Origin of the sequence: Limosilactobacillus caviae (assembly GCF_014635905.1) — a bacterium.
GTDB lineage: Bacteria > Bacillota > Bacilli > Lactobacillales > Lactobacillaceae > Limosilactobacillus > Limosilactobacillus caviae.
The window spans coordinates 13,029-27,574 of the sequence record NZ_BMDS01000013.1 but is presented as its reverse complement, the minus strand read 5'-3'; the positions used below and the strand labels follow the sequence as shown (position 1 = coordinate 27,574).

General features: G+C 31.5%; 11 protein-coding genes and 4 pseudogenes. 1 reads left to right on the top strand and 14 read right to left on the bottom strand.

Annotated features, from left to right (window positions below; translation table 11 throughout):
* The 5 genes and pseudogenes from IEU90_RS11535 to ltrA form a co-directional block, all read right to left on the bottom strand.
* The coding region (locus tag IEU90_RS11535; protein WP_371868201.1) for a KxYKxGKxW signal peptide domain-containing protein at positions 1–69 on the bottom strand (69 nt) is incomplete at its 3' end.
* 204 nt (positions 70–273) lie between these two features.
* Positions 274–381, bottom strand: a pseudogene (gene tnpB / locus IEU90_RS11530) (IS66 family insertion sequence element accessory protein TnpB); the annotation flags it as partial.
* A gap of 166 nt (positions 382–547) precedes the next feature.
* On the bottom strand, positions 548–688 hold the full coding sequence (locus tag IEU90_RS10770; RefSeq protein WP_153710944.1) for a hypothetical protein: 141 nt from the start codon (positions 686–688) through the stop codon (positions 548–550).
* A gap of 90 nt (positions 689–778) precedes the next feature.
* A complete protein-coding gene (locus IEU90_RS10765; protein WP_153710943.1) occupies positions 779–1,522 on the bottom strand; it encodes a glycosyltransferase family 32 protein in 744 nt (247 codons plus the stop codon).
* 155 nt (positions 1,523–1,677) lie between these two features.
* Positions 1,678–2,991: pseudogene (gene ltrA, locus IEU90_RS10760) on the bottom strand (group II intron reverse transcriptase/maturase).
* Positions 2,992–3,434: 443 nt separating this feature from the next.
* On the opposite strand from ltrA, the pseudogene IEU90_RS11485 reads away from it, so the two are divergent.
* Positions 3,435–4,340 (top strand): annotated as a pseudogene (locus IEU90_RS11485) (IS30 family transposase).
* A 4-nt stretch (positions 4,341–4,344) separates the two neighbouring features.
* Here IEU90_RS11485 and IEU90_RS10750 read toward each other — a convergent pair.
* The 9 genes and pseudogenes from IEU90_RS10750 to IEU90_RS10710 all read right to left on the bottom strand — a co-directional run bounded on the left by IEU90_RS10750 (position 4,345) and on the right by IEU90_RS10710 (position 14,542).
* Positions 4,345–5,856: a lipopolysaccharide biosynthesis protein gene (locus IEU90_RS10750; protein ID WP_188358127.1), complete on the bottom strand. Its 1,512-nt coding sequence runs from the start codon at positions 5,854–5,856 to the stop codon at positions 4,345–4,347.
* Positions 5,857–5,927: 71 nt separating this feature from the next.
* Entirely contained in the window at positions 5,928–7,949 is a 2,022-nt protein-coding gene (locus IEU90_RS10745) for a glycosyltransferase (protein WP_188358126.1), read from the bottom strand.
* Positions 7,942–8,997 (bottom strand): glycosyltransferase family 4 protein, encoded by a 1,056-nt coding sequence (locus IEU90_RS10740; RefSeq protein WP_153710940.1) that lies wholly within the window; start codon positions 8,995–8,997, stop codon positions 7,942–7,944. The genes IEU90_RS10745 and IEU90_RS10740 overlap by 8 nt, the downstream gene beginning before the upstream one ends.
* Positions 8,994–9,983 carry a glycosyltransferase family 2 protein gene (locus IEU90_RS10735; RefSeq protein ID WP_153710939.1) on the bottom strand — a complete coding sequence of 330 codons (990 nt, stop codon included), beginning with the start codon at positions 9,981–9,983 and terminating at the stop codon, positions 8,994–8,996. Before IEU90_RS10735 ends, IEU90_RS10740 begins: the two co-directional genes overlap by 4 nt.
* A 2-nt stretch (positions 9,984–9,985) precedes the next feature.
* Entirely contained in the window at positions 9,986–10,927 is a 942-nt protein-coding gene (locus tag IEU90_RS10730; protein WP_153710938.1) for a glycosyltransferase family A protein, read from the bottom strand.
* Between the two features lie 14 nt (positions 10,928–10,941).
* Positions 10,942–11,955 carry a hypothetical protein gene (locus IEU90_RS10725; RefSeq protein ID WP_153710937.1) on the bottom strand — a complete coding sequence of 338 codons (1,014 nt, stop codon included), beginning with the start codon at positions 11,953–11,955 and terminating at the stop codon, positions 10,942–10,944.
* A gap of 95 nt (positions 11,956–12,050) precedes the next feature.
* Complete coding sequence (locus IEU90_RS10720; RefSeq protein ID WP_153710936.1) at positions 12,051–13,073, bottom strand: glycosyltransferase family 4 protein; 1,023 nt, start codon at positions 13,071–13,073, stop codon at positions 12,051–12,053.
* Between the two features lie 37 nt (positions 13,074–13,110).
* A pseudogene (locus IEU90_RS10715) lies at positions 13,111–13,854 on the bottom strand (glycosyltransferase family 2 protein); the annotation flags it as partial.
* Positions 13,855–13,885: 31 nt separating this feature from the next.
* The gene (locus tag IEU90_RS10710; RefSeq protein ID WP_153710934.1) at positions 13,886–14,542 is read right to left on the bottom strand and encodes a sugar transferase; all 657 of its coding nucleotides are present in this window, start codon (positions 14,540–14,542) and stop codon (positions 13,886–13,888) included.
* Positions 14,543–14,546: the final 4 nt, after the last annotated feature.

The window sequence follows — 14,546 nt, the reverse complement described above, 5'->3', positions numbered from 1 at the left end:
AGTTGCAACTGCAGCTGTTACCCATTGTTTGCCACTTTTATACAGTTTAAAGTGCTTCTTTATTTCCATAACAATCCCCTTCATTGTTTAATATACTGTTTTATCATACAATAAATTTGCATTTAAATTAACCTTTTCACAAAATTGATAAACGTTTGTAAAAGATAAATTTCCTAGACTAGCTTGATGAACCTCAGGAAAAGGACTAAGTCCTTTAAGCAATTGCCTTAACTCTGTCTCATTTAATAACTTGACCGCTGAACTATTTCGTGGTCATTTTAACTGACCATTCTCAAACCGTTTATAAAGTAAAATAAAACCTTTACCATCCCAGAAAAGAGCTTTATAACGATCGTTACGTGATCCGCAAAACAAAAAGAGAGAATCATCATGAGAGCGCTAACCCATAATTTTCGGCAATTAGCATGGCTAGGCCATTGATTCCTTTACGCAGATCAGTTACAAATAAGGTAAAACTGCTTAGAATTGTACCAATTAACGAGCATAGCAAATAATGGTTTTCGCTAAATCAACTGCTAGGTTGTCATTAGCCCCCTTTAAAAATCGTTAATTTGGCATCATTTATTTCGACTTGAGCAATTAAATGTGGTTGAAAATGCTGTTTTTTCGTTAATTGGTTTGGTCTGTTCAAGAATCTAGGTGTAATAATTTCATGTGTTTCTTCCATAGAAAAGGCCTCCTTACTGATGATTTCAGTATAGGGGACCTGAGAAGTAAAATATAGGCGTGTTGTTATTGCGTGCTTACCTAATAACTATTATAATTTTAAATTACATTTCTCTAGTATTTGTAAATCATTTTGTGCACTCTTAATTCCACGTTTATTAGAAATTTCCCAATAAATTGATGGCAATGTTTTCTTAAAATATTTCTTTAGAAAACCATAAGTCCCTTTGTTTGCATTTCCCCAAGAATTATCAAATAAATGTTCAGCATAATTAGCTTTAACATCTTTATTAGGGCAGCAAAAATACTCACGAGGGTAAACTTTTATTCCTGGCTCTAGTTCTTGATATTTATTATTTAAGGAAAAACTAGAGTTGTATTTATTCAAAAGATAATATGTAACAATAGGATTATTTGTTGTTTTATTTAGTTTTGTGTAGTTATTTTCATAAAAGTCCAATAATTCTTTTAATAATGGTGCATTTTTTTCTGCACCAAAAAAAGATGTCAAAATACTATTATTGTACATAAATCCTAAAGTTACTTTATTATTTCTAAAATTATTTAAATCTTTTTTTATGAGCATGTCTGTATCAAGGTAAAACCCTCCATACATATTTACAACATCATACCGTAATTCATCAGTTGCATACGCCCATCGTTTCTGGTCATAGTTATCTTTTGTAAATTTAAATTTTCCAAAATCATAATTTTTTTCGTTCCAAAACATAAATTTCCAGTCTGGAAGTTTATAATGCCACATTTCAATCCCTGCTTTAACATTTTGTGGCATTTCATTTCCTATCCAGGCATAATGAATTATTTTAGGAATCATTGTAAATTATAGCTCCTTAAATCATAATATAAAATAAAAAGTAGATTTCCGAGTATTCTTAAATCGAGTAGGAGATGATTGGTTAGTTCAATTACCGACCTCTCACACCAGCGTACGTATGGTTCCGTATATAGCGGTTCGACAACTTAATCACTTTAAATTGACTGGAGCGTCTTGGACAAGTTTATTAGTCCAAGGTGCTCCAGTTTTCTGTTCATTAAAGAATAATTTAGTGTCTTACTATGTACAGTCCGCTAGTAGCTCTTTCGAGTACTAGCGAAAACGTACGCATCATGAAAGGACCAAACTAGCTTCTGTAGGTTCACAACTTTAGTTTTGAATTTCTTCCATTGCTTCCAAATGCATTGCCTTATTCGCGCTCTTAACCAAGCAATGAATAAAATTGGCTAATTTCCCAATTGAGTAATACTGAAGCCAGCCGTACATCTTTTGATGAATTTCCTTAAACATTTTAATCAGAGAAACTCCTCGATTGCTCTTTGTTAATAGCTTTATTGCTTGGCCGTTCGAGCGGTCTACACCTAGTAAAAAGCCAAAAAATTTCAATCTTAGGGGACTACCAACTTTAGTTTTATCTAGATTAACTTTAACCTTCAATCGTTTCTCAAGAAACCGGGTAATACTTCGCATTACTTGCTCTCCAGCCCACTGATTTTTAACATAAATGTTACAATCGTTTGCATAACGCACAAAGTGGTGACCACGTCTGATCAGTTCTTTATCCAACTCATTTAAATAAACATTCGCTAGCAGTGGCGATAACAGTCCTCCTTGTGGAATTCCTTTATAACTCCTAGCGAAGGGCCCATGGTCTAGGACTCCGCTAGTTAGAAACTTGCAAATTAACCTTAGTACCCATGGGCCGTCAATATATTGTTAGAGGTATTTAATCATTAAATCATGGTTGACGTTATCGAAATAAGCCTTGAGGTCTAAATCAATTATCCGTCGAAAAGCTTGGTTATATAGACTAACTACCTTGGCGATTGCGTCTTGGGTACCACGATGAGTGCGAAAGCTAAAACTATTATCAGAGAAAACTCGTTCAGAGATAGGCGTGAGGACTTGGGCAACTGCTTGTTGGGTCACGCGGTCCACCACCGTTGGTATCCCTAACTTTATTATGCCACCATTATAGGCTTCGGAATTTCTACCCGTTTAACTGATGCTGGCTTATAATTGCCATCATGTAAACTGGCGACTAATTCCGTTTTATTTTCCCTGAGGTATGGTAGAAGGTCCATCGACAGTTATATCGTCACACCTTTATTTCTCTTAACACGTAATTATGCCTGATTAAGGTTATTGCGGTCCAAGACTAAGTCTTGGATAGTGACACTTATACCTTCACCATAATCGGTACTACGCTCCCTTGTGTATTTTTGGTTTTCCAAACCTATCCTCGACAAGCGGTCAGCTTGTTGTTCTGTTTTCTGCGATTGTCGCACCTAATTACACCTCTGATATAATTTATGAGTTATTGTCGTTCAGTCCTTCGTCTGATTGACCAGACTACTATAACCTCGGCTGACTTCTGACCTACTCAACGCTACATCACTGTATCGCTTATTTCTATGGAATTTCATTCATTCCTCCTGTCGGAAAACGTGTAAGCCAGACCTTCCCGGGTAAAAATATTAACTTTCGTACCATGTCACCGATAGCTTTACTGAAAGCAACTTCGAGTAGTATGGGACTTCAACTTGTTGAACAATCTTATCCATCGCTTTCAGCCTTATAGCTGCTTCTAATACTTTGCCTTAGGCTCCCTTCAACTACTACGACCCATAATGGACTTTCACCATCTAGCTAACACCCATGCCGAGTGCACTCAAAAGAAAGGTAATCGCAAGTAACTTTTAAACATTTTACCACACATGAGCTTACCCTCATAGTTGATTTTTAGAACCAAAGTACGAAGGCTTATCAAGCTGCTAAACAACCTAAATAAAGCTAAGAAACTTTTTACCGTGTTTATCGATTTCTTAACAGCAGTAGAACAATTGAATAATAAATGCCTTAGGACTTGCCAGCACAATCAATAAACAGCTTTGTGGAAATAAACGAGTTCAATCAATTGCTCTAAGCATGAGATTAACTATGTCAATAAACAGATCAAGGCTGGACACCCGATACTATTATCGGTCATACAGAACAGACGATTGTTGTAGTATGCGGACACTTTACTAAATGTTTGCCCATGGACAATATCAATTCAATGTCCAACATTTATCAATGAAAAGCAAACTAACCCGAATGTTTATATCGAATTTCGTGGCACGGCTGGTCATCTTGATCATAGTATCTACCAACGATACCATGATTTTTCTCATTACCAACACAAATTTGGACATTTTGAGGCGGATACTGTTCAAAAAACCATCGTGGTACTGTAATGCCCCTAGTAGAACGACAATCCAAAGTGATGATTGTTCTTAATGTCCATCGTAAAACTGATGAAGTTATCAACCAGTACATTAGATAAGTGACTTTCTAAAATGCCTCGTCATTTCATTAAGTCAATCACTTTTGATAACAGTAAAGGATTCATTGACTGGCGTGACATTACCAATAGGCATGACATTTATACAGGTTGGCGGGCCCCCAATCAACGAGAACAATAATGGCACCTTACGGAGTGATAGACTTTCACCACTTACCTGATGTCTTAGTTACACAGTTAATACATCGCAGAAACAATATTCCACGGAAGTTACTTAATTACCGCACACCATTTGAAGTATTCCTGAGTCACATCACAGATGAAGAAATATCAATTTTTTCTAATTTAAATTGATATTTCAGGCTTTAAAACTTAATATCCTATCAAAAAGCATCCTTACCCCTTCAGTTCGACAATAAAACAGAATCGTTACTATAAGACTAACAATGCCAATGCAAAATGCTTTTACAAAAAGCATCGTCCAACTATTTACTAGAATTTTATCAAACAATAAATCATTAATATAAATCACTAAAACAGTTACAAATATATTTTTCAAGATACTAATAAAATAATTTATACTTGATGCTGAAAAGTATTTTCTAAACAATAAAACTGGTTCATACCAAAAATAGGTCATCAACCGTGCAATTGCAGATGCAAATAAAACACCAGCCACTCCTAGAGTTTTAGCCATTAAGCATGATAGCACAAGATTAATCACTGCAGTAACCACCATTATATATTTTGTTTGCTGGTATAACCCCGTAGCTTCACGATAAATCCAAATTGGTAATAAAATTACCCCAAGATAAAAATTGCAGATAATTGCAAGCAAAGTTATATTATTCAACAAGAAGTGATTACCTAGCCATACATGAATTAAATCCTGAAATAATAAAAATAAACAAGCTGTACAAATACCAGAGAAAATATCACTAACTGATTGTATTGCCTTAAAGACTTGGTAACGACGATGCGCTTTTTCACGAACAACAAGATTGCCAAGGCTTGCAGTTAATGAATAAAAAATTGTGTTAACTAGATTGGTAACTTGTAAAGTGATCATGGAATAGTTCGAATAATACCCGACCATTCCCGTCCCGATCATGATTGAAATAATAGTATTATCCGTAGCATTTAATAAGACACCTGAGATCTTATAAAGGAAAACAGAATAAAGATTCTTAAAAATCTCTTTGACTTCCTTAATCGGCATTGAAACATGCTTCTTAATAAAGGGATATTTTTTCTCCGCCACATAAGATGAATAGAAGTTTTGTGAATAGGTAAAGATAACCTGAATTAGAAGGTAGATAAAGTAGCTATGAGTTAACAGTAAAAAAAGCGTCATACAAGCTGTGGAGCCGATGCTAAAAATGCTCTGATACTTTTTTAATAAATAATCTTTCTGATCAGCCGTTAGAATTGATGTTTTATAAACAACTAAATAGGAAGCTACTGTATTAGCTAGAAACATTAAGTAATACAGCGTGATATGAGGAATTGGGTGTTTAAGGTTAATTAAATACTTAAGAAATGGTACTAATGCAAGACCTATTAGAGTTACTGCTAAAGCAATAATTCGATATACCCGCCGATATAATCCAGTTAAAGCAGCCAAACGATCATAATCTTTCTCAGCTAATGGCTTGTACATGCTATACGTTAAGGCCACACCAAAACCTAAGTCTGCTAAGGAAAGCATAGTCAATATATCAGAAAATAGGCCTGAAATACCAAGATAACCAACTCCCAATGTCCAAATAAAGACACTCCGATTAATAAATCCTAGTAAAATAGTTATTAACTGGTTAGCTAAACTAAAAAGGATATTCCGAAATGAATTTTTAGTTCGTGATTGATCCACTTATTTTCTCCTCTACCTAATAATTAATTTATATTCCTGTTAAATTCAATTTTTCACGTTTTAAAGAATAGTTATAACTTATTGATTAGTTCTGCCATTTGAGCAAACTTTTCCTTTATATTTTTTCGTTCAAAGTGACAATCACTCGTTGCTAATGCACTTTTGATCGTACTAGACAGCTCATTAATATCATCTTCCAGAAAAATAAATTTATTATTTTTAATCCATTCATAGACACCCTGAATTTTAGGGCTCTTGCTATGCAAAATAATACAAGGTGTGTTAGTCAAGGCTGCAAATACCATTCCATGAAGCCGATCAGTAATCACAAGCTGACTCTTACCCATCTTATTCCATAATCCTTGAAGTTTATCTTTGGCAAAATTATCATCAATATCATCAAAATGTATATGTGTATCACTCTGAAGATAATTATTCCCGAAGGTTTCCTTTACTTTTCTCAAAAGAAGCTGCAAATCTTCAACAGATAACGTTTTTTCTGAATCATTTCGCAGTAACAGAATTGCTCCACTTCTTTTACTCTCTTCAACTTTGGGAGTTAAACTCAGTGCCATATCAGGCATTAATACCGACCTTACCCCTTGTAGTTTATTTTGAGCAAAATCATAGGAAAATTTATCTCTAGTGAACAACAAAAAATGCTGCATCTGTTGATAAACACTTTTAGTATTTTGCAAATATTGTTTTCCCATAGGGTCATCACTAAAATACAATGTCTGTGGGAAAATAATTGCCTTATTCCTTGCAAATTTTGAGAGAAAATTTAACTGAGTATTGTGTAACCACGGATATAAAGTTCCAATATTGCCCCCTGCTTGTAGGGCAACAATATCTTTATTTGTAACTCTTTTCTTAACATTTCGAACTAAAAAGCCATCATTGATTTCAACAGGTACAAGCTTAAAATCAGGAAAATATTTATGAATAAAATTATACTCGGCAAACTTAAGAGCCTGGTCACCTAAATTTCCATAATTTGGAACTCCCAGAACGATAAATAACTTATCATTTCCATTTAAGTACTTATCTTTAAACGCAACTCGTTTATTATGCCTTTCTGAATATAGCTTAAATCTTCGCATGACTTTTTTGAATAAGCTGTCTTGCTTTTCAAATAATCGGTAAGTCAATATTGCTAGCGCTTTTGATTTTAATATCGAATACCCAAACATCTTTGGTGCCATTCCTGGCAAGATTCGATAATCCTTTTCACGTAAATCTTCTTTTATACTAGTTATCAAAGGCAGAGCTTGTTTATCGTTTATAATTCCAGAGTCGATCAAATTACGATAGACATCTATTTCTTTTATCAACAAAGCCTGATTAACAACTTTTCCCAACTGAGGTTCAAGCTTAATTATCTCATTTGTTGATTCCTTTATTGCATAAAAACGGTCCTCAATATTCTTTAAACTAATTGCATTTACAATACTTTTACCATTAGAAGTCCTGTAAAAGTACAATCCTTCATTCATAGAGGCAATACTTTGACATTTTGACACTAAAGTCGGCATTGCTAAAATGTCTTCAAAATTTTTGCCAACTTCAAAAACATCCTTAGGGATTAAATTTCTTTTATACATTTTTCGCCAAACATGACTAGTCATGTTATTATCTTCCAGTAATAGCTTAAACATTTCTTTTCTGTCAACTATATTAAGTTTCTTATCTTGGTAAGAAAAAAGTTTGGCATCGCCATTATTAACAGTGATAAATTGGCATGTCACCATATCAACATCATTTTCAGAAAAGACATTGACCATTTTACTAATCATATTTAAGGAAATCCAATCGTCTGAATCTATAAAAGAAACATATTCTCCTTTTGCATATCTCAAGCCATAATTTCTGGCATCTGAAAGTCCCCCATTCTTCTTAGAATAAACCTCTATTCTTTCGTCTTTAATTGACCAATGTTTACAAATAGATAAACTATTATCTGTTGATCCATCATCAACTAAAATTATTTGCAAGTTATTGTAATTCTGATATACTACCGTGGTTAAACACTTATCCAAATATTTTTCAACATTATAGACAGGGATAATTACAGACACTAATGGCTCAGTCATTAAAATTTTTCTCCTCTAATTCATTAACTATATCTTTTGCAACTCGATCATAGGAATAATACTTTTTGGCACTTTCTAGGTTTGGCTTATAACTTTTAAACTCGACTAAAGCTGTTTTAACAGCGTTAGCAATTCCCCTAATATTATCATTTTGAATAAAACAAACAGAAGCGGGATATTTAATCAGATTCTCAACTTGACCTCCTGTTTGCGAACAAACAATCTTACAGCCACTTAATAATGCTTCAATATTTGTTATCCCAAAGGGTTCCGCTGTATTTAATGATATAAATACTTTAGAAGAATGATAGATTTTTAAAAGCTCCTTGCCTTTTTTTATCCCTAAAAATTTAGCATTTAGTTTGTTTTCTGCACAATATTTTTTCAATTGTTTTGAATCGGTGCCATCGCCAACAAAAGTCACATTAATATTCTTAGGAAGGTATTTTAATGATTTGGCTATGTTAAAAATTCCCTTCGCCTTAAGTATTCTCCCAACAAATAATAAATCAATGTTTCTTTGAGTACTTGAATAATTACTTCTAAAAATGTCATTTGCGCCAAGCGGAACAACACCGTCAATAGGATTCATCAGATTTTTTTCATTAATTGTTTTTGTAAAATAACTATTAGCTAACTGGATAAAATTATTGCGCTGAATAGTACGATTTAATATATCCCAGACGAACCTTTTAAGAAAACTGTAATCGGCCTTACTCGTAAAGCCATGTACAAAATGAATCTTTTTTACATTTTTCAATGGAGCAACAGCAAAACTATAATGTAAACTTGAAATTGTATAATCAGGTTTAATCTTTTTCAGAGTTGAGTATATCTTTATCCACGAAAAAACAGATGGATATTTTTTATTCCCAATTGGAATAATTTTAACTCCATCGATTTCCTCATAAAGCGTAGTATTGGTAATTACAACCGTATTAAAATATTTTTTTATTTTTTGAGCCAGGTTATAATCAAAATCTGCTACTCCGCCTAAATTTTTTCCTTCTTTATCTGGTAAAGGTCCTAATATCACTAAAGTTTTCATAATGTTTTATTCAACTTTCCAAGTTTTATTTGAATCGTGTGTATATCAATAATCAAATGAACTAAATCTTTCAGTGGAAAGAATCCAGATAACACTGCCCTTATCAAAAAGTGCTTTTTTTGACCGCTATAAATATCCATAACTTCTGGGATACAGTGATAAGGATTTGCAATCAATACTACTCTCTTAATAAAGTTAATCATTGCCCACGTTTTCTTTAATTCACAATATTTTTTTTCTTGTTCTGTATCCATTATTTGTAGGATCGCCGCATATGCTCTCTGTTCATTTTTACCTTTCTTTATAATATCAGCTAATTTTTTTCTTTGCGCTAAGTTACTATCTTCATTCTCACGATAAATATAGGTATTTGTACCCGTAAATCCGATTTCCCCAGTTATCTCTTTTATATAAGAACAAACAAAGTATAGGTCTTCACAAATAAAGAGAGAATTATCAAATTTTAATCCAACTCTATTAATTTTTTCTAGTTTATATAACTTATTAACGGAATAACCTTGAATATTTCCAAATCCTAAAATAGCCTTCATTGCTTTAGTTGATGGGACAGATTGAAGCTTTAATGTACTATTAATATGATTTATTTTTGTTTGCTTTATAGCACCGGTAATCGCTAATTTACTTTTCGTTACTTTAATCGTCTGAACTAAATCATTTATATGATCTTTCAATAGAACATCATCACTATCTAAAAAAGTTACATATGGGCCATTTGCAATATCCAATCCTTGATTTCTAGCCTTTGAAACTCCCCGAGCACTTTTATTGAAAAGTACTGTTATTTCTAAATGACTACTTCTCTTAAAAGAATCTATTATGTTCTGAGAAGAATCAGTTGAACCATCATTTATAATGATAAGGTGAATATTGTTATAATTCTGACTTTCAACAGAATTTAAGCATTCTAATAAAAACTTTTCAGAGTTGTGAACGGGAATAATTATATCCACATTTTCATAGTTCATAGTTAGCTCCTCTTAATTTTCCTATATAAATAACCTAATTTTTCTTTATTTGTAATTGCCCCAGACATAAAAAAGCTTATTAGGTATTTGCTTTCGAAATTTTTCAATAGTGAATCTAATTCACAAAATTGATCATTTTTATCAAGCTTGTATAAGGTATAATTTAGAAACAACATGTACTTTTCATAAAACACTTTAATAGCTCTAGGATTTAAACCATTATTAGAAATCATTTTTTCAATTGAAGTATATACCAAGAATTGACTTTTAATCTTAGCTTTCTCAATTGAGCTATCTCTAGTAGTGCTATCATTATTCGTCCTATAATAATAGGACTGAGTTGATGACACTTTCATATTTCCACGTGCATTTAAAATATAGTTACAAACAAATAATAAATCCTCACTCATTACTATATTTTTTTCAAACTTAATGTTGTATTTATCCAATAGCTCCCTTCTAAAAAGCTTATTCCATACATAGCCTTCTATTCCTTTTGAGCTTAAAACACTTATAAAAGAATTGCTCAGATCTAATACCCTAGCTTTACTTTTACTTCTAATTGATACATTCTTCTTTAAAATTTGTATCGCTGAAAGAGAAGTATCTTTCGACATATTATAAACTAATGTTTTTATATGGTTAGGCAATATGATATCGTCACTATCAACAAATGTTATAAATTCACCTGATGAAAGCTCCATCCCTTTATTCCTTGCAAAAGATACTCCCTTAGATTCTCGAAAAGCAAAATATTTTACCGTAAACTTACTATTATGCATATAAGCCTTAATTATTTTTTCTGATCCATCCCGTGAACCATCATTGATAATGATTACATTAATCTTGCCATATTCCTGACTCTCAATACTTTTTAAACAATCAGATAAATATCTTTCTGAATTATGAACTGGAATAATAATATCAACTTGTTCACATAGCATTTATTCAACCTCGTTTATATTTTGCGTGAGTAACTTAGCTTAGGATTATATACATAAGCAAAAAGTAGTAAAAATATATTGATTACAACCACATAGAAAGTAAATTCTGTTAATCCAAGAAGAGTAAATAAAACAAAACAAGATGCATATTCATACTTTTTCGCATCTAATAACTTTTTTATAGTAAGCGATAATAAAACAAGAAAAACAACGGTAACAATTATTCCAAATCTAATTAGTAAGCTCATATATCCATTATCTAAAGATCCTATTGACTGAGCACCAAATATTTGATTTGAGAAGACTTTCTGACCAAAAAAACTGATACCATAATTCAGATAGTAATTCGATACAATTTTTAACCTATTAGATAATATATAGTTTACTTTTTCCAAGAATGTATTGAATCGATATGAATATAAGTACACAAAGACATAACTAATCAAACAACAAAGAACTGGCACTGTTATCATCAATCTTTTTGCGACTATATTAGTTTCCATTTTTTTTAATATAAAATTAATTATAAAGAAAAAAATGAGTAGTAAAAATGTTGTTCTAGATTTAGATATATATATTAATAATAGCGATCCAAAAATAATCAATACTGATAAATTCCTATTTAATTCTTTTCTTAGTATATACACTTCTAAAATCATAACCAACGCTATTTCAGATAATGTATTAGGATTTGTAAAACCTAAAGACGGTCTAATTTCCCCGTTTACTGTATCAAGAATATTATTAGTTGATAATTTCCTCAAAAAGATCGTAACAATTAAGGTTGCAATTGTTCTAAAATATAAGTCAATCTTAAAAGTTGTCTTGCTACCTAGTAATGGAACAATCGGAAATAGGAGAAAAGTATATATAAGCTCATTATAATTTTGAGACTTAATAGATATAATAACTGTTAATAAAGAAATAAATAGTACAAATAATTCTCTTAAAGAATACTGAATTTTTATAGAACAAAATAGGCAAATTACAGCTAAGAAAAGTCTTATATAAGCAAGCCTATAATTCATGTTATTATTCATACTAAGAAATGAGGAATTATACAGTATACTTAGAAAGGTGTATATTCCAAAAAACGAGCATAATATATTTTTTCTTAAATCACTCATTTACTGTTCCTTTCACTACTTAATAACTTGAAATATTTTTTTGCTGAATAGTCCCAATTAAATTTATTATTAATACGTTCTCGAACATCTTCAGTAACTACATATTTTTTAAAAGTTTTAACCGCTTTTGCAAAGCCAACTATATCACTTGGAGAAATTAATTTACCAGTAACATTGTCAATAACAACCTCTTCGATTCCTCCCACATTAAATGAAATTACAGGAATCCTAGAAAGGATAGCTTCAACAATCGATACAGGTAAATTTTCACTAAAAGAGGTACAAAGAAGTGCATCATATTTTGAATAGTCAATTTTCTTTACTTGACCCATTATATTTACAAAGTCATAGTGTCTCATTTTATGAACAATTTTTTTATCAATTAAACTTCCATATATATCAATATTTCCCTTAAATTTATTTTCTTTTAAAGTACTTAAAATTGGAAGTGCTTTTTTATATTTTCTTGAATCTATATTTCCTACCATAATAAAATCTTCATGGCTTTTACTAATAATATTATGATTAGAATTTAAATTATTATTTTTTATACCATTATATATAACAACACTACTATTACTATACTTCTTTACAAAGTTTTTATTCATATATTTTGAAACACTCACTACTTTTTTCGCATTCCTTATGGTCATAATATATAATGGGATGAAAATAAAGGACTTTAGAAACATACTAATACTTAAGAACCTAGCATCAGGCCAATTACCATGGTATGTATGAATATAATTTATACCGGCTAAATTAAAAAGGAAGCCTAAATGATCATCAGAATAACCATAAACTTTCTTTTTGGATTTCTTAGATTTTAAAATCCTAACTAATTCTAAATAATTAGATGCAACAATGATCTTAACATTCGGAATAACTATTTTCTGTGCTTTCATTGTAACTACTTCTACAGTATCAAATTTGTTTGATATTCTTTTTAGAATCTCAATTGTAGAAACAGTAGCACCAGTATAATTACCAAACTGTTTTGTTAGAACTACTAAATTCATTTATGATTCTCCCACGTTATAATTTGATAATTAAAAGTTACTTTTTCATTCGCGCAAAGTAATTTATCAGATAATTACCCGTTAAGTATATAGCCACAAAAAAATTAATATCATTTAATCTAAACACATTAAATGTCCACATTATAGACTTAATTTTATTTGAAGAAGCTGAATTACTATGCTTCATATACATAGCTAGCGAGTCATCAAGTAGAATACCAAAATAACCCTTTTTAGAAAGTCTAATCCATAAATCATAATCTTCATGTTTTACATTTCTAAATTTATTTTTCTTTAATACTTTACTTTTAATAACAACGGTTAACATGCCAACAGGGTTTCCTTTTTTCACGATAGCCTTGAATCCATAAACACCACTATCCCGCTTTCGCTCACCTAAATAATTATAATCACTATCGATAACATCATAGTTGCTAAACACCCAATCAGCAGTAAATAAATTTTTACGTAATTCGTTATACTGAATCATAAGCTTATTATCTTTCCAAAGATCATCACCATCAAGAAAAGCTATATATTTACCCCTACTTTGATCAATCCCTATATTCCTTGATTTTGCTATTCCTTGGTTTTTATTTAGTTCAATAACACTTATTCTTTTGTTATGCTTTGCACTAATTTTTTTTATAATACTAACTGTATCATCAGTTGAGTGGTCATCTACTACTATCAATTCATAATTAGAGAACGTCTGCGCAATTACCGAGCTTAACGTTTTCTCTATCGTCCTTGCAGAATTATAAGTATTGATAATTACCGAAAAAAAAGGGGGGGGGAAACTTGATCATACATTATCTCGCACCATTCCCAGTAAATAATATTTTAAACGTTTCAAATGCGATCTTAAAATCGAATCCCAATGAATAATGATCAATATAATAATTATCTAGTTTACATTTTTCATTTGGTTTAAGATCATATCCACCGTGAATTTGAGCATAGCCAGTTAATCCTGGAATAATCCGTAACCTTTGTGGGAAATCTGGCCACTCCTCTGAAAACTCTTCAGTAAGAACAAATCGTTCTGGTCGAGGACCAACTAAACTCATATCACCCTTAATAATACTCCAAAACTGTGGTAATTCATCCACACGAGTTCTTCGCATAAATTTACCTACCGCTGTTACCCGTGGATCATCTTTCTTAGCCCAAACTGCACCAGTTTTCTTTTCGGCATCATTTCGCATCGACCGTAATTTAGTAATAACAATTGGCTTACCCATATAGCCAACTCGTTCTTGCTTAAAGAAGACCGGGCCTTTCGACGTAAGCTTAACTAAAATTCCAAAAACTAAAATAATTGGTAAACTAATAATTCCAAAGATAATTCCGAAAATAATATCAAAAATTCTCTTTCCAATTAATTTTGCCTTAGGAACAGGTGCACCTATCTTGTTTATAAAGCTATATTCTAAACTATCATTCTTTTCTTCTACAGTTGCCTGCATTTTA

What these genes read in the sequence shown, in the direction of transcription:
- IEU90_RS10765 (WP_153710943.1), bottom strand. Translation starts at nt 1,522, where the DNA reads ATGATTCCTAAAATAATTCATTATGCCTGGATAGGAAATGAAATGCCA.
- IEU90_RS10710 (WP_153710934.1), bottom strand. Translation starts at nt 14,542, where the DNA reads ATGCAGGCAACTGTAGAAGAAAAGAATGATAGTTTAGAATATAGCTTT.
- IEU90_RS10745 (WP_188358126.1), bottom strand. Translation starts at nt 7,949, where the DNA reads ATGACTGAGCCATTAGTGTCTGTAATTATCCCTGTCTATAATGTTGAA.
- IEU90_RS10725 (WP_153710937.1), bottom strand. Translation starts at nt 11,955, where the DNA reads ATGAATTATAGGCTTGCTTATATAAGACTTTTCTTAGCTGTAATTTGC.
- IEU90_RS10735 (WP_153710939.1), bottom strand. Translation starts at nt 9,983, where the DNA reads ATGAACTATGAAAATGTGGATATAATTATTCCCGTTCACAACTCTGAA.
- IEU90_RS10770 (WP_153710944.1), bottom strand. Translation starts at nt 688, where the DNA reads ATGGAAGAAACACATGAAATTATTACACCTAGATTCTTGAACAGACCA.
- IEU90_RS10740 (WP_153710940.1), bottom strand. Translation starts at nt 8,997, where the DNA reads ATGAAAACTTTAGTGATATTAGGACCTTTACCAGATAAAGAAGGAAAA.
- IEU90_RS10720 (WP_153710936.1), bottom strand. Translation starts at nt 13,073, where the DNA reads ATGAATTTAGTAGTTCTAACAAAACAGTTTGGTAATTATACTGGTGCT.
- IEU90_RS10730 (WP_153710938.1), bottom strand. Translation starts at nt 10,927, where the DNA reads ATGCTATGTGAACAAGTTGATATTATTATTCCAGTTCATAATTCAGAA.